The following is a 23,043-nucleotide window of genomic DNA, read 5'->3' as shown; positions in this document are numbered from 1 at the left end:
CGGCTATGCAGGACAACGCGGACGCGCGCACGGATCCCTACCCCGCGCGCCGCGGACGGCGCGGCGACGACCCGGACGGCGGCCATCTCAGGCGCCGCGCCTGCGCAGTTGGTGGGTGGCGATGCCGGTGCGCTGGGCCGTAGCGCTCATATGGGCATGGGTCAGCGCGACCGCAAGCGCGTCGGCGGCATCGGCCTGCAGCTTCACTTCGGGCAGGTTCAGCAGCAGCCGGACCATGTGCTGGACCTGCGCCTTGTCGGCCGCGCCGCGCCCCACCAGCGACTGCTTGATCAGCCGCGGCGCGTATTCGCTGATCGGAATGCGCCGGCGCACCACCGTCGCCAGGGCGGCGCCGCGGGCGTGGCCGAGCTTGAGCGCGGAGGTCGCGGACTTGTCCATGAACACCGTCTCGATCGCCACCTGCATCGGCCCGAATTCGTCCAGCGCCGCTTCCAGGCCTTCGCACAGCAGGCCCAGGCGCGAGGGGAAATCCTCGGCGTCGAGCAGCTTGAGCGCGCGCGCGGCGACGAAGGTGCAGCGGCCGTCGGCGGCCATGTCGATCACGCCCAGGCCGGTGCGCTGCGAGCCGGGGTCGATGCCCAGGATGCGCACGGGCCCGGCGGGCGGGGTGCGGGTTGTGGTGGTCGCCATCGGCTAGCGCTGGCGCAGCGCGGTGGCCGGGCCGGCCGCGCGCTCGGCGCGGCCGCAGCCTCGGCCATCGCGGCTACGCATACGCATCCTCGCCGAGGTCGGCGTTGGAATAGACGTTCTGCACGTCGTCCATGTCTTCCAGCCAGCCGAGCAGCTTGACCACCTGCTGGGCGGTCTCGCCTTCCACCGCGCTGGTGTTGTCGGCGCGGAAGGTCACTTCGGCCTGGCCGGGCGCGAGGCCGGCGGCTTCCATCGCGGCCTTGACCGCGGCGAAGGCGTCGGGGGCGGTCAGCACGTCGATCGAGCCGTCGTCGGGATAGACCACCACGTCGTCGGCGCCGGCGTCGATCGCGACTTCGGTGATCTTCTCCTCGTCCGAACCGGCTTCGAACCACAGCACGCCGCGCTTGGCGAACATGAAGGACACCGAGCCGTCGGTGCCGAGGTTGCCGCCGAACTTGCTGAAGGCGTGGCGCACGTCGGCCACGGTGCGGACCTTGTTGTCGGTCAGGCAGTCGACGATCACCGCCACGCCGCCGGGAGCGTAGCCCTCGTAGCGCACTTCTTCGTATTCCACGCCTTCCAGCGCGCCGGTGGCCTTCTTGATCGCGCGTTCGATCACGTCCTTGGACATGTTCGCCGACAGCGCTTTGTCGACCGCCGTGCGCAGGCCCGGGTTGCCGTTGGGATCGCCGCCGCCGCGGCGCGCGGCCACGGAAATCTCGCGGATGATCTTGGTGAAGATCTTGCCGCGACGCGCGTCTTCGGCGTTCTTGCGTGCTTCGATCGACGGACCTCTACCCATGGCGTTACCGGCTTATGTCTGAATAAGCCGGCGATTTTACCTGATCGGTCCTGCGGCGCGGCGCAAAACCCGCGGTCCGTGGGGCGGCGGTCGAATTGCCGCCGATTCGCCAGTCGCCAGCCTTCAGTCGCCGAACCTGCCGCGACGGAAGAACGCCTCGGCCATGCGCGCGGCCTGGGCCGAGAACAGCAGGCCGCTGTGGCTGGCGTCGATGACCGTGTGCGCGGCCAGCCCCGGCAGGCGGGTTTCGGCCACCGCCACGGTGCCGTCGCTGTCGCCGTCGAAATGGCCGAAATAGCGGCCCAGGCCGTGCGGGCTGCGGCCGGCGATCAGGCCGACCTGGGCCGCGCCCTGCCACGGCGGGCAGCCTTCCAGCAGCAGCGCGGCGGCGCGGCCGAGCACCGGCGCGCTCCAGGCCCGGCGCGACAGGCCGCCGGCGGCGGCGCTGCCGAGCAGCGGCGAGCCCAGGCACACTACCCGCCGCACCGGCAGGTCGGGGTGTTCGCGCAGCGCGCGCAGGGTCATCAGGCCGCCGAGGCTGTGGGCGAGCACGTGCGCCGGCTCGCGGCCCAGGCTCTCGACCAGTTTCGGCAACACCGCCTCCGGGCCGGCGCCGGCGCCGGCGTAGGCGAAGGTCTCGGGGCGGAAGCCGGCGGCGGCCAGACGCGCGCCGAGCCAGGCCATCGACACGCCGGGCATCCAGATGCCGTGCAACATCACGATCCTGCGCAGATTGGGCGAGCGGGCCATAGCGATATGGAAGAGGGGCTTGCGACCACTATCGGGCCGCATCGGCGGCACGCCAACCGGCGGCCGGCGCCGGTAGTCACCATGACTTCAGGCAGCGGCCGCGGCGGCGCCGTCGGCCGTAGCGTCGCCGCTCCCGTCCCGGAGACCGCCGCATGCCTTCGCTTTTGCGTTACGCCCTGCCGCTCGTTGTGTGCCTGTCGCCGCTGGCCGCCGGCGCCCAGGCCGGCGCCCAGGCCGGCGCGCCGGCCGACGGCCCGCGCGCCGAGCTGTTCGCGCCGGGCGTCGTCTCCACCGCCGCCAACGAGACCAGCGCCAGCTTCAGCGCCGACGGCCGCACGGTTTACTTCATGCGCGGCGATTACGCCTCGGCCGACACCACCATCCTGACGGCGCAGCGCAGCGGCCAGGGCTGGGGGCGGGTGCGCACGGCGCCGTTCTCCGGCCGCTGGCGCGACTCGGAACCGCATCTGACGCCCGACGGCCGGCGCCTGTACTTCGTCTCCAACCGCCCGCCCGCGCCGGGCGCGGCGCCGGTGACGGTCGTGCGCGGCGGCCAGAGCTTCCCGGGCGCGAACCTGTGGTACGTGGACGCGCGCGCCGACGGCAGCTGGGGCGAGCCGGTGCATATCGACGGCGAGATCAACCGCCTGGCGACGGTCTACAACCCCTCGCAGGCGGCCAACGGCAATCTGTATTTCTCCGCGGTGCGCGAGGACTCCGGCGGCGTGAACCAGCTTTATCTGGCGCGCCGCGAGGGCCAGGGCTTCGCCGCACCGCAGCGCCTGGACATCGGCGTGGGGGTCAAGGCCAACCGCATGGACCCGGCGATCGACCCGCACGAGCGCTTCATCGTGTTCGCCGGCAACGAGGGCGATTCGCGCGGCGCGGCCGACATCTACATCGCCTTCCGCGCCGCCGACGGCGGCTGGGGCAAGCCCATCGCCCTGCCCGGCGAGGTCAACAGCGTGTGGCTGGAAAACGCCCCGACCCTGGGCCGCGGCTTCGGCGAGCTGTACGTCACCAGCATGCGGCCGCAGACGGTCGAATTCCCCAAGCGCGGCGACGACCCGGCGGCGATCGCGCGCCGCATCGCCGCGCCGCTCAACGGCTCGCGCAATCTGTGGCGCTTCGACATCGCCGCGCTGCTGCGCGCGCATGGGGTCGAGGAGGCGCCGGCGGCGCAGCGCTGAGCCGGCGGGCGCGCCGGGGCGGGTCGCCGGGCCCGGTGCGCCCGTCCCCGCGCGCCCTGCCCGGCCGCCGACCGGGCCGCGAACCCCGGCCCCGATTACAAACGGGCAGCCAAGCCGAACTGCGTTCACAGTTCTGCGCGACCCGCCGGCCAACCGCCGGGACCGCCCCCGCCTGGGGCCTCTCGCCCGGGCTGCGCGACAAATCCGTCAAGTCCCGGCTATGCGATCTGCGTCGCCGAAATGGGATGGATGTCATCGAACAACAAATGTGAAACAGCCAAGCATCCAAACCGTGATGCCGTGCAAATATTGCACGGCCAGCGCACCGCAGGATGCGCGCCACCCGCAGCCGACGGCAGCCCGCATGGCCCCGCGCTCCACGACGACCGCCCTGCCCATCGTCAACGTGCTCGCTTCGGCGCTGCTGGCCGTGGTGGCGATGTATTCGGCGACGCCGGCCTCGTGCGAGCAGCCCAGCCACATCGGCCTGATCCACCCCATCCACCTGTTCTTCGACCGCGCCAGCGTGCGCCTGGAGCGCAGCTACCCGCAGCTGATGCAGTGGTCGCCGGCGCAGTGGGTGCTGCCGCGACGGATCGACTGCCGCTGCGCCCCGCCCGCGCCGCCGCCGGCGCCGGCCGCCGCCTCGCGCTGGTCCGAGCCCCTGCACCGGGCGCTGGGCGCGCTGCGCTGAGCCGGTCGGCCCTGAACCGGCCGGCCGTGAACTGACCGGCCTGAACCGACCCGCCCGGGGTCGCGCTTCGCAGCCGCCCCAGCGCACATAACCGCGAACCGCCGCGCGCGCATCGCCGCGGCCGCGCGCGCGGTCACGGTCGCGCGCGCGCCGCGCTCCTAGATTCGCGCGGCGTCCGGCGTGGGCGCGCCCCCGAGGTAGGGTTATGAATCGATCTTCGTGGTTCCTGGCGCTGGGCTTGGCGCTGGCGCCGATGCTGGCGGCGCAGGCGGCGCCGCCCCGGGTCAGCAACGGCCTGGTCGGCGAATGGCATCTGGACCTGTCCGGCAACGCCGCGCCCGACACCAGCGGCTTCGGCCGCAACGGCGCGGTGGTCGGCGGCGCGGCGTCCTCGTGGGGCTGGCTCGGCACCGGCGCCGATCTCAGCGGCGGCAAGTACGTCGAGGTGCCCAACTCCAGCAACCTCAACGTCGGCACCGGCAGCTTCACCGTGGCCGCGTGGGTGCGGCTGGCCGCGCCGGGCTCGTCCGGGGTCAAGACCCTGATCGAGAACCGCGGCGACGGCGCCGGCCGCGGCTACGCCTTTGGCATCGACCAGGGCCGCAACCTGCTGCTCCAGCTCAACGACGGCAGCGCCTGGGCCAACCACGTGTCCGACGGCAGCGTGAGCCTGGCGCCGAACCGTTGGCACCACATCGCCGCGGTGGTCAACCGCAGCGCTGCGCCGTACACGATCTCGTTCTACGTCGACGGCCGCCGCGCCACCGCGCAGCCCACGCCGACCGCGGCCAATCTCGACAACACCACCCGGCCGTTCCTGATCGGCGGGCACAAGGACACCGCGTCCTACCGCTTCAACGACCGCGCCGACGAGGTGCTGGTCTACAACCGCGCGCTGCCGGCCGACGCCGGCGGCGGCCTGGGCGACATCATGTTCCCCGGCCGCACCAGCTATCAGCCGACCTACTGGAACGACGGCGGCACCCGCCAGCGTTACAACAACTGCTACAACTACGCCAACGGCCGCGCCACCAACACCTTCGCCCAGCCCGGCCGCGCCTCGGGCGGCGGGCAGGCAGGTTCGATGAGTTGCGCAGCGGTGCGCGCGGCGGCCGAACGCGACGGCCTGGAGCCGCTCGCCGACAGCGCCATCAACGCCACCAGCTACAAGAACGTCGTCGCGCTGGTGGTGGCGCCGGGCTACGACTACCACTGGTACCGTCGCGACGGCAACGGCAAGTGGACCCACAAGCCGGGCCAGACCGCGGCCACCAACCGCGACAACTCCGGCAACGAAATCGCCGACCCGCGCAACGCCAACCGCGGGCCGTACAGCGATTTCTGCGGGTTCTACCGGGTCTGGTCGGACAGCATCGAAGGGAGCGGCCATGAACAGGTCAACTGACATCGCCCGCGCCGCCACCGTCTCCGCACGAGGAACCGCCATGCGCTCGCGCCTTACCCTGCTGCTCGCCGCCGCGGCCCTGTCGGCCGCGCCGCTGTTCGCCCACGCCGCCGACGCGCCGGGGCTGCGCATCACTTACCTGGTGTATTCGGGCCGGCCGAACCCGGAGCTGACCGTGACCGACCCAGCGCAGTTGCGCGCCATAGAAAGCCGCCTGGGCGACGCCATGGCCGCACCGGCACGCGCCGGCGCGGCGGCGGAACCAGTGCTGGGCTACAACGGCATCCTGATCGAACACGTCGGCGGCCCGGCCGAGAAAGCCCGACCGCAAGCGGCGACGGTGAAGGGCCAGCGCTTGAGCGTGGACACCGCCGCGGCGACCGACTTCAAGTCGGCGACCGCAGCGACGCGGGTGTCGGCGGCGGCGGCGGATCTGGAATCGATGCTGCTCAAGCTCGGGCAAAAGCGCGGCGTGTTGGATGCGACGACGTTGAACGTGCTGCTCGAAACGAAGTGAGTCCGGCCCGCGCGCCGCCGCCTGCCGGCGTCGCGCGGACTGCAGCGCGAACGCGACTGCGCGCTGCGGCACGGATGCCGCGCATGCAACATGCCATCGACGTGCGAAACCCGACGCAGGCATGAATCGCGCTGCGCGCTGAGGCTTGCCGTGCGCGTCGCCGCTTGCCCATGCTGGCCCCTGCCCGGATCGCCGCACGACTGCGCGATCCCATACCCAGGACGCCCATGCGCACTCTTTTCGCCCTCGCCGCCGCCATCGCAGTCGCCGCGGCGCTCGCGTTTTACCTTTCTCCGGCGATCGACAGCGCACCGCTGTGGACGCGCTTCGACCCCGTCGCGGCGATCAAGATGATCGCCTTCGGCCTGGCCTGGGGCGCGGGCGTACCCGAAATCCTCGCCCGGGTCTTGGGGGTACTGCTGTACCTGCTGCTGCCCGCGCTCGCCTTCTTCGCGGTACGGCGCCTGTTGCGCCCACGCGCCGCAGCAGGCGGCTTGCGCCGCTGACCGCGTCAGCCGGCAGCGACAGCCGCCCGCCGCAGGATGAATTCGTGGTCGCGGGTGTCGCCGACGATGAATTCGTAGTGGCCGACCTTCTCGAAGCCGTAACGGCCGTAAAAGCGCTGCGCGCCGTAGTTCTCCGACCACACGCCGATCCACAGCGTGCGCGGGCCGTCGCGCTCCAGCCAGGCCAGCGCGGTTTCGAACAAACGCCCGCCCCAGCCGCCGTTCTGCGCTTCCGGCAGCAAATACAGGCGCTTGAGCTCGCCGTCGCCGGGCGCGACGTCCGCATGCGGCAAGCCGCAGGCGCCGGCCAGCGCGTGGCCGACCGCGACGCCGTCGCGCTCGAGCAGCCACGCCGCGCACGCCGGGTTCGCGAGCAAGGCGCCGATGGCTTCGTGCGAATAGGTTTCGGCGAGGAAGCCGGTGAGATCGATCGGCGGATACGAATCGCCGAAAGTGACCACGAAGCAACGTGCGGAGATGTCGGCCAACACAGCGGTGTCGGCAGGCGTGGCGCGGCGGATGGCGAAGTTCGCGGACATGGGCGAGTGCGAAAGCGGTAATGCTGGGGATTCTAAATGCGGGAAGGGCTTCAGCCCCGACGCCTTCGTACCAGATCGCGACGACCTGAGCGGAAAGCATCGGGGCTGAAGCCCCTCCCACCACCGAAGCGGCCCGGCATCGGCCGGGCCGCGGCTAAGCTCAGGCCGGATCCTTCGGCCGCACCATCACATGCACTTCGGCCAGCTGCGCGTCCGGGATCGGCGACGGCGCGCCGGTCATCAGGCACTGCGCGGTGGTGGTCTTGGGGAAGGCGATCACGTCGCGGATCGACTCGGTGCCGGCCATCAGCGCGGCGATGCGGTCGATGCCGAAGGCGATGCCGCCGTGCGGCGGCGCGCCGTACTTGAGCGCGTCGAGCAGGAAGCCGAACTTGGCTTCGGCCTCTTCCGCGCCGATGCCGAGCAGGTCGAACACCGCCGACTGCATCTGCGGGCGATGGATGCGGATCGAACCGCCGCCGATCTCGTTGCCGTTGAGGACCATGTCGTAACCGCGCGACACCGCGGTCTTGGCGTTGGCGCGCAGGTCGGCGATGTCGTCCACCGCCGGCGCGGTGAAGGGGTGATGCAGGGCGACGTAACGCTGCGCTTCCTCGTCCCACTCGAACATCGGGAAGTCGGTGACCCACAGCGGCTTCCAACCTGCGCCGACCAGGTTCAGGTCGCGGCCCAGCTTCAGGCGCAGCGCGCCCATGAAGTCGCTGGCGGTCTTGTAGTCGGCGGCGCCGAAGAAGATCGCGTCGCCGCTTTGCGCGCCGGCGACTTCGACGATCTTGGCCAAGGTCGCATCGTCGAAGAACTTCGCGATCGGCGAGTTGATGCCTTCGCGGCCCTTGCTCAGATCCTCGACCTTCATCCACGCCAGACCCTTGGCGCCGTGCTTGGCCGCATGCGCGCCGGCTTCGTCGATCTGCTTGCGCGACCAACCCGCGGCGCCCGGCGCGCGCAGCGCGATCACGCGGCCGTCGGCGTGGTTGGCCCAATCGGTGAAGACCTTGAATTCGCAGGTCTTGACCAGTTCGGCGATGTCGACGAATTCCAGCTCGATGCGCAGGTCGGGCTTGTCCGAACCGTAGCGGCGCATCGCTTCGGCATAGGTCATGCGCGGGAATTCGGCGTCGAGTTCGACGTCGATGGTTTCCTTGAACACCTCGCGGATCATGCCCTCGACGGTGTCCTGCACGTCGCGCTCGGACACCCAGGCGAACTCCATGTCGAGCTGGGTGAACTCGAGCTGGCGGTCGGCGCGCAGCGCTTCGTCGCGGAAGCAGCGCGCGATCTGGTAGTAGCGATCGAAGCCGGCCACCATCAGGATCTGCTTGAACAGCTGCGGCGACTGCGGCAGCGCGTAGAACTCGCCCGGGTGCATGCGCGCCGGGACCAGGAAGTCGCGCGCGCCTTCCGGCGTGGCCTTGGTCAGGATCGGGGTTTCGATGTCCTGGAAGCCGCGCGCATCCAGCCAGCGGCGCAGCGACTGCACCAGGCGGATGCGGGTGCGCATCATCTTCTGCATTTCCGGACGGCGCAGGTCCAGGTAACGATAGGTCAGGCGGGTTTCCTCGCCGGCGTTCTCGTGGGCGTGGAACGGCAGCGGCTCGGCCTTGTTGAGCACTTCGATCTGCGCGGCCAGCACTTCGACCTTGCCGCTGCGGATCTTGTCGTTGGCCGCGCCGCGCGCGCGCACGGTGCCGGTCACGCGCACGCAGCTTTCCACGCTGAGGTCGCCGGCGCTTTTGAACAGCTCGCCCATGTCCGAATCGACCACGATCTGGACCACGCCCTCGTGATCTCGCAGATCGGTGAACACCACGTGGCTTTGCACACGGTTGGTGTTGACCCAGCCGCACAGGGTGACGGTCTGGCCGATCAGCGCCTCATCGACGAGGCCGCAGAAGTGGGTACGCATGGAAGCTCCGGATTGGTCGATCGGGCGGGCCGATCGTTGGATCGTGGGGGTTGTGCCGCTGGCGGCTCGCAGGGACCGCGGCGCGAAGCCGGGCCGGAGCCGTCCCGCCGGCGCTCAGGCCGGGGCCGGACATTCTAGTCCAGGCGCCGCGGCGATTGGCCCGGGCGGCGGTCATGGCAGGCTTTCAAGCCAGAAGCTTTCGACTTTGTAGGAGGGCCTTCAGGCCCGAGGCTCTTGGCTCAGATCGCCGCGACCTGAGCCAAGAGCCTCGGGCCTGAAGGCCCTCCCACAAGGACGAGAGCCTTGGGTCTGAAGGCTCTGCCACAAACAGACCTCAAGGCCCTGCCACAAACAGAAAGGGCGCCTCGCGGCGCCCTTGCGGCCATCGCGGCGGGCCGGGCGGCGTCAGCTGCCGCTGGCCGCCGGCTTGGCGGCCGGGGCGGGAGCGGCCGCCGGCGCCGGATCGGCTTTCTTCTCCGCCGGCTTGCTCGACTCGCCCGCGCCGGTGCTGCCTTCGCCGGCCAGGTTGCGCTTCTTGTCGCCGTCCTTCTTGAAGTCGGTCTCGTACCAGCCGCCGCCAGCCAGGCGGAACTGCGGCGCGGTCAGCTGGCGCCCGACCTGGTCGGCGCCGCATTCGGGGCAGACCGAGGGATCGGGGTCGGAGAGCTTCTGCAGGCGGTCGAAGGTGTGGCCGCAGGCATGGCACTGGAAGGCGTAGATGGGCATGGCGGGGAACTTGGGGAAGCCGACTCAGGCTGGCTAGTTTGGGGCGCGGCGGCGCCGATGCAAGCGCGCGACGGCCGATGCGGGCCGGTTTGCCGCGGTTTCGGCCTGATTTCGGCCCCGATCCGAGCGCTGCGGGCCCGAAGCGGCCTCAAGCGGCCGGTTCTGCGCCAGCCGCGCCGCGCCTCAAGCGCCCGGCGGGTGCGGATCGGGCCGGGCGGCCGCCGCCGCGGCGGGCACCGCGGTCGGCTCCGGCTCCGCCGCGGCGACGCCGGCCGCGGCCTCGCGCCGGCGCAGGTCGCCGGCGTCGTCGGGATGGCGCGGGCCGTGGTCCTCGACCGGATCGACGTCGAACGGCGCGCGGAACACCAGCGACGGCAGGATCGTGGTCAGGGTCGCGTACAGCAGCAACGCGCCGAACCACGCGTCCGGCAGGGCGAAGCGGTCGCGCAGGATCGCCGCCAGGACCAGGGTGAAGATCAGCGTCGGCGCCAGCGCCACCGACACCCGCAGGCTGGCGCCGTGCTTCTCGCCGAACAGCGCGCGCCGCTGCAGCCAGACCACCCCGACCCGCAGCGGCAACACCACCGCGGTCAGCAACAGGCCCAGCCCCAGCGCCTGGAAGCTCAACGCACCGCTGGGCACCTTGGTGCCGGCGTTGAAGAAATAGAACGGGACGAAGAACGAGGCGAACAAACGCACCGCGTGCAGGTTCTCGTCCGAGGCCAGGCGCGGCATGCGCTCGCGCAGCAGCCGCGCGACCAGCCCGGCCACGAACGCGCCGACCAGGTAATACACGCCGAGCTTGGCGGTGGCGAACGCGGCGATCAGGCCGACCATCACCAGCAGCGAGAACTCCGAACCCGGCGCGTGCGGCGCGACCCAGCGCCCGAGCGCGACGAACGCCAGCGGCAGGCCGACCAGCATCGCGATCAGCGCCATCGACGACAGCGCCATGTGCACCGGATCGCTGGCCTGCAGCACCACGAACAGCGCCACCAGCGCCAGCAGCTCGCCGGCGATGGCCTTGCTGGTGACCCAGAACCGCTCCTCCTCGTCCAGGCCCAGCCGCGCCAGCGAGTCGAGGATGAAACCGGTCGACGGCGTCAGCAGCGCCAGCGCCAGCAGGCCCGCGGCCTGCCAACCCATGCCGGCGTAACGCCAGGCCAGCCAGCCCACGCCGAGCAAGGTCGCGGTGCGGATCGACAAATGCGCGACCAGCGGCCACAAGCCCTTGCGCAAAGCGCGCAGCTCGACCTCCAGCCCGGCGAACAGGAACAGCGAGGAAATGCCGAGCGTGGCCAGCATCGCCACCACGCTGTCGTGGGATTTGTCGCCCCAGGCCAGCATCGCGACGATGCCGAACAGCAGGCAGGTCAGCGGCGCCGGGATCTTGTAGCGCTGCAGCGCGCGCGGGACGACCAGCAGGCCGAAGATCAGCAGCAGATAGATCAGTTCGCGGCTCATGCGGCCCCCTGTTGCGAAATCAGGGCGGGACGATAAGCGAGGCGATGTCTAGGCGGCGACAAGCCGGCGCCGGCCGGCCGTTGCCCCGCGCGCATAAAAAAGCCCGGCCCCGCTTGCGGCGGGACCGGGCCCAATCCGACTGAAACTTACGGCGTGGCGGGCACTTCGGTCAGGCATTCGCCGGAGACGCATTCGATGTAATCGGCGCGCGAGTCCATGTACTTGACCTCGTAGGCGCCGCTATAGCCCGCCGGCTTCAACGCCGCGTTGGAATAGAAGTCGACCACGCCGTACAGGCGCGTGCCGACCCGCTGCAACGCGCGGAAATGGCGCACCCGGCTCGGCGCGCATTCGCTGGCGCCGGTCGCGAACGCGCTGGCGCAGTCGGCGACGGGCCGCGGCAGGTTGGAGCCGAACTTGGCCGTGTACTGATAGTCGGACACGCCGCGAACGACGGTCGGATACCAGCGCCCCGGCGTGAACGGCTCGCCGCCGTTGTCGAACACGGTGACGTCGCGCTGCACGCCGGAGGCGAGGCGGCGGATCTCGAACGTGCTGGTCGGCAGCGGATTCCACGCCAACCGCCCCTGCGACGACGGCCCGCGCCACGAGCCCGCCGGTTTGGAGAAGGACACATCGTGTTCCGGCATCAGCGCCATGCTGGCTCCGGCCATGTAGCCGCCGCTGGTGCTGCTGAGGTAGATCACCGGGCGCCGCAGCGCATCGCCCTCTTCGTAACGCCAGAACGTGGCGCTGGGCAACGGCTGGCCGTTGACCGGCGCCTGCATGATCCGTAACGCGCCGCCGGCCAGATCGGGAGTGAAATTGCGCGCGCTGTTGGGCAGGTCCAGGCCCATGGAGTCGTTGACGGTCGGCGGCGCGAAGACGTAGCCGGTGCCGGCCCGACCGAAGTAATGCTCGCGGTGTTCGCACTTGCCGAACGCCGGCAGGTGCGCGGCGCGGCGGTTGCTGTTGCACGGGGTCGGCAGGAAGTACGTGGGCGAAACCAGCGGATCGCTCAGCAACTGCGACCACGGATGCGCCGCCGCGACCGCTTTCAGGTCGAAGGCCGACCACCACGAATATGCGGGAAACTCCTGCTCGAAATCGGCGGTCGCGGAGTGGTGGCTGTCGAACCACAGCGAACGCGACATCCACAGGCTGTAGACGTCGCCGACGACCAACCGCCGCAACTCGTGCCCGCGCGAAACCCGCTGCACGGTTACTTGCACCGACCCACCGCCAGCAACCGGGACCGCGCGCAGGGCGTTGCGCGAACCGGCCGCGCCGACCGGCGTCAGCGCGACCGTGCCTTGCGCGGTCAGCGCCGCGCTGTAGCGCGGATGATTGACCAGCGGCTCTTCTTCGAACAGGGCGTAATCGACGCCGTTGCTCTGGCGGTACAGCACCTGCATGTCCGACACCGCCACCGACGCTTCGTTGAGCGGCACCGGACCGAGCATGGCCATCGCCTCGGGCAACTGGGTCAGGCCGGTCAACGCTACGTTGTCGGCGTTGTCGTACAGATAGGCCATCGCCGGCGCGGAGTTGGCCTGCATGATGGCCTGGTTGTAAACCGCCGCCGGCGCTTCCAGCGCCTGCTGCCCGTCCGTATAGCCCTGCGGCAGCGGGAACGCGCCGCTGGTCCAGCCGTTGAGCATGTACGCCGCCGTCGCCAGATGCTGGCCGACGATGGAGCGGGTGATGTTTTCGAATTCGGCATCGGACCCCGCGTCGCGGCCGCCGAGCGCCTTGTTGACCATGAACGCCAGCGCGCTGCTGAACGGCGACACCCGCAACGACGCGCGTTCGGCCAACGTCACTTCGGCATCGCCGCCGGCCGCAGCCGCCAGGCGCGCCGCGCTGCCGAGCGCGGAGCGATAGCGCGCGCGGGTGGAAGCGACTTCGACCACGACCATCTCGTCGCCGCTCAGCGCAGTGAAGGCGGCGGTGTAGGCGTTGCCCTGCACCGTGGCCGGATAGCTGCGGCCGCCGATCGACACTGTCGCGGTGGCCGGCGCGCCGGCGGCGAGCCCGGCCATCTCGCCGTGCAAGGTCAACGCGAACGGCACCGGCGCCTCGTCGCCTGCGGCGGCGACGGCGGCCGGTGCACGGCCTGTGTTCGAGGCCGATACCACGGCCTGCATCGGCGCGGCGGCGTACGCGCCGTCGGCGATCCGATCCGATACAGCGGCCGCCAGCGCGACGCCGCCCAGGGCTACCGCGATCGCGGCCGCCAAGCTCTTCCCTGCTTGCATAGTGTCATTCCCCAGACTGCGAAGACATCGCTCTTGCAAGGCGGCGGCGCAGCCGGCCGCCTTCATGGCCGCGACAACCCTGTCATGGCCGAACCCGTCTTCGCCGCGAATCTACCGAAGCGCCCGCAGCTTCACTATGGGAAAAGTGTTTCGCTGGCCGATGCGGCGCCGAACTGCACGAATTCGAGGACGAACTGCATAAAGACCCGCTGCATCATTCCGGCGAACGCCGGAACCCATTGCAGTCGCCGTTGCTGTTGCTCCTCGCTCCCCCCGCCGCCCCGAACTCGCCACAGGCAATCGCAGACCCGAAGGGCGGTGCGCAGGACGCGCGCCGTGCGCCACCCAGGCCATGGATGGCCTGTGTGGCGCATCCCTGTGCAGGCTTCGAGCGATCGTGGCTTTTGATTCGAAACAGGGAAAAGCACTTTCTTTGGTTACTTTCTTTGTTGCTTTGGACAAAGAAAGTGACCCGGCCGCTTGCGGACGGAAGCTGTTGATCTTGGCTTGTCGTCAGGCGCAACCGACGGGCTTAGGTGAAGTTTGTCGTAGGTGCGTTGGCGCGGTCGCGACTTGCGTCGCTCCTACAAGGGGCTCCGGCCAGTTTCGTATCCGACTGTAGGAGCGGCGCGAGCCGCGACCGCGCCAACGCAACTACGACGAAACCTTCGCAATGGCTGCGTTCTCGCAGTCGCGACTTGCGTCGCTCCTACAAGGGCTCCGGCCAGTTTCGTATCCGACTGTAGGAGCGGCGCGAGCCGCGACCGCGCCAACGCAACTACGACGAAACCTTCGCAATGGCTGCGTTCTCGCAGTCGCGACTTGCGTCGCTCCTACAGGGGGCGTTCCGCGGGGGCTTTCGTCGTTACTCGGTCAACGAGTGAGGACAAGCCGCAATCCAAAGCTTCCGTCCGCCAGCGGCCGGGTCACTTTCTTTGTCTTGCCAAAGAAAGTAACCAAAGAAAGGCGCTTTCCTTGTTTTCGAATCAAGAGCCACTATGGGTCGGAGCTTGCGCAGGGATGCGCCACACAGGCCATCCATGGCCTGGGTGGCGCACGGCGCGCGTCCTGCGCGCCGCCCTTCGGGTCTCTATTTGCCTGTGGCGAGTTCGGGGCGGCGGGGGGAGCGAAGAGCGACGGCAACAGCAAGGCGACATGGATTCCGGCTTTCGCCGGAATGACAGGTTGGGGGCTTCGGGTCTTCGGGTACGTTCGGCGGAGCTACGTCGCTTCGGTTGGAATGACGGACGTGGGGATACGCCAAGACAACGCACCCCACCGCCCCGACAACAGGCATCACGCCCCGTCGTACAACCCCATCCAGGCCGCCTCGGCCTTCTCCAACTCCGCCGCAACCTGCTCGCGCTGCCGCGCCAACTCGGCGGCATTGTCGCCGCCGCCGGCGTACTTGGTCGGATCGGCCAGATCCATGTCCAGCGTATGCAGCTTGGATTCCAGCTCGGCCACGCGCTTCTCGGCCTCGGCCAGCTTGACCGGGTTGACCTTGCGTCCGCCCTTGCCGGCCGCCGGCGCGGCCTTGCCCGCAGCGCTGGCAGCGGCGGCGGCTTTGGCCGCGGCCGCGCCCTTGCCGTCGTTGCTGTTGTCGCGCGTGCGCAGCCACACCGCGTAAGCGTCGAGATCGCCGTCGAACGGCTGCGCCACGCCATCGGCGACGCGCCAGAACGTTTCGCAGACCAGACCGATCAAGTGGCGATCGTGCGACACCAGCACGATCGCGCCGGGGAAATCCGACAGCGCTTCGGCCAACGCCTCGCGCACGTCCAGGTCGAGGTGGTTGGTCGGTTCGTCGAGCAGCAGCACGTTCGGCTTGCGCCACGCGATCAGCGCCAGCGCCAGGCGGGCGCGCTCGCCGCCGGAGAAACCGTCGACCGATTCGAACGCGCGATCGCCCGGGAAATTCCACTTGCCGAGGAAGTCGCGCAACTGCTGGGTCGCCACGCCCGGAGCGATTTCGGCCAGATGGTCGATCGGGCTCACGCCGGCGTGCAGCGATTCGACCGTGTGCTGGGCGAAGTAACCGATGCGCAGGTCCGGATGGCCGCCGCGCTCGCCGGTCAGCAAATCCAGTTCGCCGACCAGCGATTTCACCAGGGTCGATTTGCCCGCGCCGTTCGGCCCCAACAGCGCGATGCGATCGCCGGCCTCGAGAATGAAGCTGACGTTGTCGAGCACGACGTGATCGCCGTAACCGCAATCGGCGTGGATCAGGCGCAGCAGGGCGTGCGGCAGCTTGGTCGGCGCGGGGAATTCGATGCGCATCGCGCGCTCGACCCGCACCGCCTCGGTGCCGACCATCTTGGCCAGGCGCTTGACCCGCGACTGCGCCTGCTTGGCCTTGGCCGCGCTGGCGCTGAAGCGGTCGATGAAGCTCTGCAGATGGGCGCGTTCGGCCATCTGTTTTTCGTGGGTGATCTGCTGCAGGCGCAGGTGCTCGGCGCGTTGGCGCTCGAAGGCGGTGTAATCGCCGGTGTAGAGCTTGGCCTTGCCGTCGTGCAGATGCAGGGTGTGGGTGGTGACTTCGTCGAGGAACTCGCGATCGTGCGAGATCAGCAGCAAGGTGCCCGGATATTTCAGCAGCCATTGCTCCAGCCACAGCACCGCGTCGAGGTCGAGGTGGTTGGTCGGTTCGTCGAGCAGCAGCAGGTCGGACGGCGTCATCAGCGCGCGCGCCAGATTCAGGCGCACGCGCCAGCCGCCGGAGAACTCCTTGACCGCGCGCTCGTGGGTGTCGGCGGAGAAGCCCAGCCCGTGCAGCAGCTTGCCGGCGCGCGCGGTGGCGTCGTAGCCGCCGAGTTCTTCGAGCTGATGGTGAGCGTCGGCGACCGCTTCCCAGTCCTCGCGCTCGACCGCTTCGCGCTCGGCGACGATGACCTTGTAGACGTTGGCGTCGCCGGACAGCACGAAATCCAGCGCCGGATCGTCCAGCGCCGGAGTTTCCTGGGCGACGCTGGCGATGCGCACGCGGTTGGGCACCTCGATGTCGCCGCGATCGGCCTCGACCTCGCCCTGGATCGCCGCGAACAGCGAGGACTTGCCGGTACCGTTGCGGCCGATCACGCCCACGCGCCAGCCGGCATGCAGGGTCAGGTCTACGTTGGACAGCAGCAGGCGTTCGCCGCGCCGCATGGCGAAATCACGGAAAGCAATCATGCCGATATGGTCGCATGACTGATCGGCATTTGCTCATGAGGATCGGTTCGGCCGCGCGGCGGGCGGCCGTCGAATAATCCGGACACCGGCCTCAGACCGCCCCCACGCGTCAACGAGCTCGCCTTTCGCGGCAAAGCGCCCACCCGGGCCGGCCGCGCGGTCGCGCTCGGCCCGACGTTCCCCGATCGCTATGCCCGGAGTCTCCATGCACCGCCGCCCGTCCTTGCTCAGCCGCGCCGTATCGCTCGCCCTCGCCGCATCGTTCGTTCCCGCGGCCCTGGCCGCCTCCCCGGCCCCCGCGCCCGATGCGCCCGCCGCAGCCCCGGCCGAGACCGAGCGCGCCGCGACCAACCTCGACACCCTGATCGTCACCGGCACCCGCGTGTCCGACCGCACCGTGGCCGAATCCACCGCGCCGATCGACATCATCACCCCGCAGACCCTGGAGGCCACCGGCACGGTCGAACTGGCCACCGCGCTGGCCCGCGCCCTGCCCTCGCTGAACTTCCCGCGCCCGGCGATCACCGACGCCACCGACGCGGTGCGCCCCGCGCAGCTGCGCGGCCTGGCCCCGGATCAGGTGCTGGTGCTGGTCAACGGCAAGCGCCGCCACACCACCGCGCTGATCAACCTCAACGACAGCATCGGCCGCGGCTCCTCGCCGGTGGATCTCAACGCGATCCCGATCGCCGCGATCGAGCGGGTCGAAGTGCTGCGCGACGGCGCCTCCGCCCAGTACGGCTCCGACGCCATCGCCGGCGTGATCAACATCGTGCTCAAGGGCGCGGGCGAAGGCGGCTCGGTCGCCGCGCGCTACGGCCAGTACAGCGCCGGCGACGGCGAGCAATACCAGCTCTCCGGCGATGCCGGCTTCAAGCTCGGCGAGAACGGCAGCGTGCACCTGGCCGCGCAGGGCGGCCACAGCGACAACACCAACCGCGCCCGGCCCTACCTGGGCCCGGTCACGCCGACCAGCAACCCCAAGGGCCGCGTAGTGCACCGCTACGGCGATCCGGAAATCGACCAGGCCGCGTTCGCCTACAACGCGCAGTACCAGGCCGCCGAGGGCGTGGAGTTCTATTCCTTCGGCACCGCCAGCCGCCGCCGCGCGATCTCCAACGGCTATTACCGCGCGCCGGGCAATCCCAACAACATCCTGTCGATCTATCCCGACGGCTTCCTGCCGCAGATCGACAACGTCAGCAAGGATCGCGCCTTCGTGCTCGGCCTGCGCGGGCAGACCGCCGGCGGCTGGAACCTCGACCTGAGCTACAACTACGGCCAGAACCAGCTCGACTTCGACGTGCGCCACAGCCTCAACCGCACCCTCGGCGTCGCCTCGCCGCGCAGCTTCTATATCGGCACCCTGGAAACCACCCAGAACGTGCTCAACGCCGATTTCAACAAGGCCTTCGACGTGGGCTGGCTGAAATACCCGCTGACCGTCGCCTTCGGCGCGGAATGGCGCGGCGAGAAGTTCGACCAGGGCGCGGGCGAGCCGGCTTCCTACATCGCCGGCCCCGAACCCGGCGCGCCGGGCGCGCAGGTGTTCCCGGGCTTCACCCCGTCCGACGCCAGCCGCCGCGACCGCCACAGCTATTCGTTCTACGCCGACCTGGAAACCGACGTCACCGACAAGCTCTCGCTCGGCGCGGCGGCGCGCTACGAGAGCTACAGCGACTTCGGCGAAACCACGTCGGGCAAGCTGTCGGCGCGCTACGCGTTCACCGACAAGGTGGCGCTGCGCGGCACGGTCTCGACCGGTTTCCGCGCGCCGTCGCTGCAGCAGCAGTTCTACCAGTCGACCCAGACGGTGATCGTGCTCGGCGATCCCAACCCGTTCCAGGTGCGCACCTTCGCCGTCGACGACCCGGCCGCGATCGCGCTCGGCGCCGAGCCGCTGAAGGCCGAAGAATCCACCAACCTCGGTTTGGGCCTGGTGCTGCAGCCGGTCGAAGGCCTGTACATCACCGTCGACGCCTACCAGGTCGACATCGACGACCGCATCATCCTCTCGGAAAACCTGCGCGGCCCGGCGGTGGCGAGCTTCCTGGAAGCGCGCGGCTACCCGGGCATCAACGGCGGCCGCTACTTCACCAACGCGGTCGACACCCGCACCCGCGGCATCGACATCGTCGGCAGCTACAAGTTCGAACTGGCCGGCGGCGCGCTCGACCTCACCGCCGGCTACAACCGCAACAAGACCACGCTGGAGCGCATCGCGCCGAACCCGCCGGAGCTGACCGCCGGCGGCCTCAACCTGCAGCGCATCGGCCGGGTCGAACAAGGCCGCATCACCCAGGGCGCGCCGCGCGACAAGTTCTTCCTCGGCGGCAGCTGGCACCGCGACGGCTGGCGCTTCGACGCCACCGCCACCCGCTACGGCGAGTTCCACACCTTCAACGACGACCCCAGCGGCATCCGCGATCAAACCTTCGCGGCGAAGTGGACCTTGGACCTCGCCGCCACTTACGCGGTGAACGGCTGGGAGTTCACCGTCGGCGGCGACAACGTGCTCAACGAGTACCCGGACGAATCGATCTACGCCAACAGCGAGAGCGGGCAGCTGCCGTACACCAGCTACGCGCCGTTCGGGTTCAACGGCGCGTTCGCTTACGCCAAGGTCGGGTACAAGTGGTGATGCGCCCGGGGCCGGCGTAAGGCCGCCCCCGGCTTTCAGGAACGAGCGTGCGGGAACCAGCGCAAGCGGCCGGTTTGCGCACGCTCGTTCCTTCTGCGCGCTCGCTGCGCGCATTGTGCGCCGCGCCACGTTGTCCGTCCGCGTCGATGCTAGCCTCCCCAGGCCGAACGACTCGGCGCAATCATGGGAAGGAACGTCATGTCCAAGTCCGCCTTGCTGACCCCCGTATTGCTCGCCTCGATCACCGCGGTGACCGCGCTGTTGCCGGTCTCCAGCGCCTACGCGGCCTGCAACGATTGCGGTTGGCTCTACGTGCGCTGCATGAGAACCGCCGACACCACGGAAAAGGCCCAGGCCTGCGAGGAATCGCGGCAACTGTGCGAAGAGACCTTCTGCACCAATCCCCTGGCTGTGCGGCTGTCGCTGCCGGCGACCACGGGCGCAGGGCCCGCGCCTGCATCGGCGGCGGACGCGGCCGTCGCAGCCGACGACCGCAACGCGCGGCGCAGCGCGCAGTAACGCATCGACGAATCAAGACATCGACGTCGACCCGCCCGTTGCCTTGGGCGGCGATCGGAAGGCCCCGCCGCGTGCGGGGCCTTTTTGTTGCGGACGAGCGGCTTTCATCGTGGGCGCAGGCTTATCGGCGCAGCAACTCGGCCGCACAGCGGTACGTCGTTATTGCGGTGTCGCGGTCGCGGCTCGCGCCCACCCCGGGAACCATCCGCCGCCCCCGCGGTCTGAGCCCCCGGCAACCACGCGGACACGGGCCCTGCCCGCCTCCGCCTTCCAGCCTTCCCCCCTCGCGCGTTTCGCGCAAATCCGCCCGCCGCCGCCGTCTCGACGGCGCGGGGATGAATCCCGGTTCATCCTCGCGCATCACGCCGGAGCGACCGGCGCGCAGGCATAAAACCCGCTATGCCTCCGTTACCGCAGGCCTTGCCGCGCGGGCGCGGGCGGGTCCGCCCGGCGCGCGTCGCGACACCGGGCCGGCGAGGAAAAATCTCGCAGAAACAATCGTTTGCGAGCATGAATCGAACGAGAAAGACTTGCATCTGAATCGTTCAGCACACATTCTTCAAAGACCAGACCACAGGAGAGCCGATGCACCACACGTCCCTGATCGCGATCCTGGTAGCCGGCTTCGTCCTGGCCTTCATCTTCGGAATGATCGCTCAACGCCTGCGGCTGTCGCCGCTGGTGGGCTACCTCATCGCCGGCGTCATCGCCGGCCCCTTCACGCACGGCTTCGTCGGCGACCAAACGCTCGCGCCGCAGCTCGCGGAAATCGGCGTCATCCTGCTGATGTTCGGCGTCGGCCTGCATTTCTCGCTGGGCGACCTGCTCGAAGTCAAAGCCATTGCGCTACCGGGCGCGATATTGCAGATCGCGGTCGCCACAGCCCTGGGCTGGGGCATGGCGTATTACCTGGGCTGGTCGCACGGCGCCGGCCTGGTGTTCGGTCTGGCGCTGTCGGTGGCCAGTACCGTGGTGCTGTTGCGCGCGCTGGAAGAACGGCGCCTGGTGGAAACATCGAAAGGACGCATCGCGGTCGGCTGGCTGATCGTCGAAGACCTGGCGATGGTGCTGGCCCTGGTGCTGCTGCCGGCGCTGGCCGGCCTGCTCAAGGGCGAAGCCGGCGACACCAGCCAGATCTGGAGCCAGTTGTTCGTCACCCTGGCCAAGGTCGGCGCGTTCGTCGCCTTCATGCTGATCGTCGGCCGCCGGGTGATCCCATGGATCCTCGAGCGCGTGGCCGGCACCGGCTCGCGCGAACTGTTCACTCTGTGCGTGCTGGCGATCGCGCTGGGCGTGGCGTTCGGCTCGGCCGAACTGTTCGGCGTGTCGTTCGCGCTGGGCGCGTTCTTCGCCGGCATGATGCTCAACGAATCCGAGTTCAGCCATCAGGCCGCCAACGAGACCCTGCCGCTGCGCGAAGCGTTCGCGGTGCTGTTCTTCGTCTCGGTGGGCATGCTGTTCGATCCGCAGATCCTGCTCAAGGAACCGCTGGAAGTGCTGGCGGTGTTCGCGATCATCGTGATCGGCAAGTCGGTCGCGGCCTACGCCTTGGTGCGCGCGTTCGGCAAGCCGAACTCGACCGCGCTGATGATCTCCGCCAGCCTGGCGCAGATCGGCGAGTTCTCCTTCATCCTCGCCGGCCTGGGCATGGACCTGGAGATCCTGCCGAAGGAAGGCCACGACCTGATCCTGGCCGGCGCGCTGCTGTCGATCGTGGTCAACCCGCTGCTGTTCGCCTGGCTGGACCGCAAGAACGCGCGCGAAGCCGCGGCGCTGCAGGAAGCGCGCACCGATCCGGTCGCCCCGCCGGTGCCGGCCGACATCGACAAGCACGTGATCCTGATCGGCTACGGCCGGGTCGGCAGCGAGCTGGCGCGTTTGCTCGGCGAGCAGAAGGTGCCGATAGTGGTCATCGACGGCGAGGAAAGCCTGATCGCCAAGGCGCGCGCCGCGGGCCTGCCGGCGATCCTGGGCAACGCGGTCAACGAGCGGGTGCTGCGCGAAGCGGTGCCCGAGCGCGCGACCACGGCGATGCTGGCGATTCCGCAGGCGCTGGAGGCCGGCGAGATCATCGCCCGGCTGCGCGAGATCAACCCGAACCTGAGCATCGTCGCGCGCGCGCACAGCGACAACGAGGTCAAGCACTTGATCGAGCACGGCGCCGACGGCGCGGTGATGGCCGAGCGCGAATTGGCCCACAGCCTGGCCGAGATGGTCCTGGCCGCACCGGTGTACCGCGGCGCGCGCCACCTGCCGCCGTCGACGGCGCTGGCGTGAGGGCGGTAGCCTGATGCGTTCGCCGCCGCGGCCCACCGGGTCCGCGGCGGCGGCTGCCGGAGCGCACTCCGGCGCCCCTTCCACCACCGTAGCCGGCGACCCGCAGCCATGAGCGATATCGACACCTCCGACACCGAAGCCTCCGCCGAGCCGCAACTGACCCCGACCGAGGCGCGCGTGGTCGCGGTGCTGATCGAGAAGGAAGCGACCACGCCGGACGTGTACCCGCTGACCCTCAACGCGATCGTGGTGGCCTGCAACCAGAAGACCTCGCGCGATCCGGTGAGCAACCTGGAACAGGGCGAAGTGGCGCACGCGCTGCGCCAGCTGGAGCCGCGCGGCTGGGTCAAGTCGCACCATTCCCCGCGCGCCGAACGCTACAGCCACCGCGCCGGCACCGCGCTGGATGCGACCCGCCCGCAGACCGTGCTGCTGGCCCTGCTGATGCTGCGCGGCCCGCAGACCGTCAACGAACTGCTGACCCGCAGCGAGCGCATGGCCAAGTTCGAATCGGCCAGCGACGTGCAATACGCGCTGGAGCGCCTGGCCCAGCACCAACCGCCGCTGGTGAAGCTGCTGGGCCGGCAGTCCGGACAGCGCGAAGACCGTTACGGCCACCTGCTGTGCGGCGAACCGGAATGGACCGCGGCGTCCTCCGGCGCCGACCCGGCGCTGGCCAGCCCGGCGGCGCAATCGGCGCTGAGCGAGCGCATCGCCGCGTTGGAAGCGAAGGTGGCCGAACTGGAAGCGCGCCTGGAAGCCGCTGGCGCCTGATCGGTTGGCTTGCTGCAGGCGCGGCGCGCGCCGCGACTGCGGTACCGCATATGCCTGCGCCGCTCGTCTCGCGCGGGCGATTTCCACGACCTTCGACCAGTCACGCCGGCGTTCGCATTGGCGCGGTCGCGGCTTGCGCCGCTCCTACAGGGGGCTGCCGCAACTACGCGAATGTCGGGTGGGCTACCTGTAGGAGCGGCGCGAGCCGCGACTGCGGCACCGCATATGC

The 23,043-nt window shown here is 69.8% G+C and carries 18 protein-coding genes and 2 pseudogenes; 10 read left to right on the top strand and 10 right to left on the bottom strand.

Going from position 1 to position 23,043, the window contains the following annotated elements:
* Positions 1 to 87: 87 nt before the first annotated feature.
* The 3 genes from ruvC to BLU84_RS03195 all read right to left on the bottom strand — a co-directional run bounded on the left by ruvC (position 88) and on the right by BLU84_RS03195 (position 2,206).
* A complete protein-coding gene (gene ruvC / locus BLU84_RS03205) occupies positions 88 to 651 on the bottom strand; it encodes a crossover junction endodeoxyribonuclease RuvC (protein WP_074862828.1) in 564 nt (187 codons plus the stop codon).
* 73 nt (positions 652 to 724) lie between these two features.
* Positions 725 to 1,456 (bottom strand): YebC/PmpR family DNA-binding transcriptional regulator, encoded by a 732-nt coding sequence (locus tag BLU84_RS03200; protein WP_074862826.1) that lies wholly within the window; start codon positions 1,454 to 1,456, stop codon positions 725 to 727.
* Positions 1,457 to 1,579: 123 nt separating this feature from the next.
* Positions 1,580 to 2,206 (bottom strand): alpha/beta fold hydrolase, encoded by a 627-nt coding sequence (locus BLU84_RS03195; protein ID WP_074862824.1) that lies wholly within the window; start codon positions 2,204 to 2,206, stop codon positions 1,580 to 1,582.
* A 152-nt stretch (positions 2,207 to 2,358) separates the two neighbouring features.
* On the opposite strand from BLU84_RS03195, the gene BLU84_RS03190 reads away from it, so the two are divergent.
* From BLU84_RS03190 to BLU84_RS03170, 5 genes are all read left to right on the top strand, one after another.
* Entirely contained in the window at positions 2,359 to 3,396 is a 1,038-nt protein-coding gene (locus BLU84_RS03190) for a TolB family protein (RefSeq protein ID WP_074862821.1), read from the top strand.
* Positions 3,397 to 3,760: 364 nt separating this feature from the next.
* On the top strand, positions 3,761 to 4,090 hold the full coding sequence (locus tag BLU84_RS03185; RefSeq protein ID WP_074862819.1) for a hypothetical protein: 330 nt from the start codon (positions 3,761 to 3,763) through the stop codon (positions 4,088 to 4,090).
* Between the two features lie 205 nt (positions 4,091 to 4,295).
* Positions 4,296 to 5,495 carry a LamG domain-containing protein gene (locus BLU84_RS03180; RefSeq protein ID WP_083382273.1) on the top strand — a complete coding sequence of 400 codons (1,200 nt, stop codon included), beginning with the start codon at positions 4,296 to 4,298 and terminating at the stop codon, positions 5,493 to 5,495.
* A gap of 40 nt (positions 5,496 to 5,535) precedes the next feature.
* Positions 5,536 to 6,012 carry a hypothetical protein gene (locus tag BLU84_RS03175; protein WP_074862815.1) on the top strand — a complete coding sequence of 159 codons (477 nt, stop codon included), beginning with the start codon at positions 5,536 to 5,538 and terminating at the stop codon, positions 6,010 to 6,012.
* Between the two features lie 227 nt (positions 6,013 to 6,239).
* Positions 6,240 to 6,518 carry a hypothetical protein gene (locus tag BLU84_RS03170; RefSeq protein WP_074862813.1) on the top strand — a complete coding sequence of 93 codons (279 nt, stop codon included), beginning with the start codon at positions 6,240 to 6,242 and terminating at the stop codon, positions 6,516 to 6,518.
* 5 nt (positions 6,519 to 6,523) lie between these two features.
* Here the strand turns inward: BLU84_RS03170 and BLU84_RS03165 are convergent, their stop codons facing one another.
* The 3 genes and pseudogenes from BLU84_RS03165 to aspS all read right to left on the bottom strand — a co-directional run bounded on the left by BLU84_RS03165 (position 6,524) and on the right by aspS (position 8,984).
* Entirely contained in the window at positions 6,524 to 7,057 is a 534-nt protein-coding gene (locus BLU84_RS03165) for a GNAT family N-acetyltransferase (protein ID WP_074862811.1), read from the bottom strand.
* Positions 7,058 to 7,109: 52 nt separating this feature from the next.
* Positions 7,110 to 7,178: pseudogene (locus BLU84_RS28185) on the bottom strand (DUF6053 domain-containing protein); the annotation flags it as partial.
* Between the two features lie 39 nt (positions 7,179 to 7,217).
* Positions 7,218 to 8,984, bottom strand: coding sequence for an aspartate--tRNA ligase (gene aspS / locus BLU84_RS03160; protein ID WP_074862809.1), 1,767 nt, complete (start codon positions 8,982 to 8,984; stop codon positions 7,218 to 7,220).
* Positions 8,985 to 9,191: 207 nt separating this feature from the next.
* Between aspS and BLU84_RS29000 the strand changes: the two are divergent.
* Positions 9,192 to 9,242, top strand: a pseudogene (locus BLU84_RS29000) (DUF6053 domain-containing protein); the annotation flags it as partial.
* A gap of 147 nt (positions 9,243 to 9,389) precedes the next feature.
* Here the strand turns inward: BLU84_RS29000 and BLU84_RS03155 are convergent.
* The 4 genes from BLU84_RS03155 to BLU84_RS03140 form a co-directional block, all read right to left on the bottom strand.
* Complete coding sequence (locus tag BLU84_RS03155) at positions 9,390 to 9,710, bottom strand: FmdB family zinc ribbon protein (protein WP_074862807.1); 321 nt, start codon at positions 9,708 to 9,710, stop codon at positions 9,390 to 9,392.
* Positions 9,711 to 9,893: 183 nt separating this feature from the next.
* A complete protein-coding gene (locus tag BLU84_RS03150) occupies positions 9,894 to 11,174 on the bottom strand; it encodes a cation:proton antiporter (protein ID WP_074862804.1) in 1,281 nt (426 codons plus the stop codon).
* A 146-nt stretch (positions 11,175 to 11,320) separates the two neighbouring features.
* Positions 11,321 to 13,432: a hypothetical protein gene (locus tag BLU84_RS03145; RefSeq protein WP_074862801.1), complete on the bottom strand. Its 2,112-nt coding sequence runs from the start codon at positions 13,430 to 13,432 to the stop codon at positions 11,321 to 11,323.
* Between the two features lie 1,296 nt (positions 13,433 to 14,728).
* Positions 14,729 to 16,603, bottom strand: a complete 1,875-nt coding sequence (locus tag BLU84_RS03140) for an ABC-F family ATP-binding cassette domain-containing protein (protein ID WP_074862798.1) — start codon at positions 16,601 to 16,603, stop codon at positions 14,729 to 14,731.
* Positions 16,604 to 16,808: 205 nt separating this feature from the next.
* On the opposite strand from BLU84_RS03140, the gene BLU84_RS03135 reads away from it, so the two are divergent.
* The 4 genes from BLU84_RS03135 (at position 16,809) to BLU84_RS03120 (ending at position 22,814) form a co-directional block, all read left to right on the top strand.
* Positions 16,809 to 19,244, top strand: a complete 2,436-nt coding sequence (locus BLU84_RS03135; RefSeq protein ID WP_074862795.1) for a TonB-dependent receptor plug domain-containing protein — start codon at positions 16,809 to 16,811, stop codon at positions 19,242 to 19,244.
* A gap of 198 nt (positions 19,245 to 19,442) precedes the next feature.
* On the top strand, positions 19,443 to 19,763 hold the full coding sequence (locus tag BLU84_RS03130; RefSeq protein WP_074862790.1) for a hypothetical protein: 321 nt from the start codon (positions 19,443 to 19,445) through the stop codon (positions 19,761 to 19,763).
* Between the two features lie 585 nt (positions 19,764 to 20,348).
* On the top strand, positions 20,349 to 22,040 hold the full coding sequence (gene ybaL / locus BLU84_RS03125) for a YbaL family putative K(+) efflux transporter (RefSeq protein ID WP_074862787.1): 1,692 nt from the start codon (positions 20,349 to 20,351) through the stop codon (positions 22,038 to 22,040).
* 108 nt (positions 22,041 to 22,148) lie between these two features.
* Entirely contained in the window at positions 22,149 to 22,814 is a 666-nt protein-coding gene (locus BLU84_RS03120; RefSeq protein WP_074862785.1) for a YceH family protein, read from the top strand.
* The last annotated feature ends 229 nt before the right edge of the window (positions 22,815 to 23,043 follow it).

Source organism: Lysobacter enzymogenes (genome assembly GCF_900106525.1).
Classification (GTDB): Bacteria; Pseudomonadota; Gammaproteobacteria; order Xanthomonadales; family Xanthomonadaceae; genus Lysobacter; species Lysobacter enzymogenes.
Note: the sequence above shows the minus strand (reverse complement) of the source record. Positions and strands in the feature narration are given on the sequence as shown.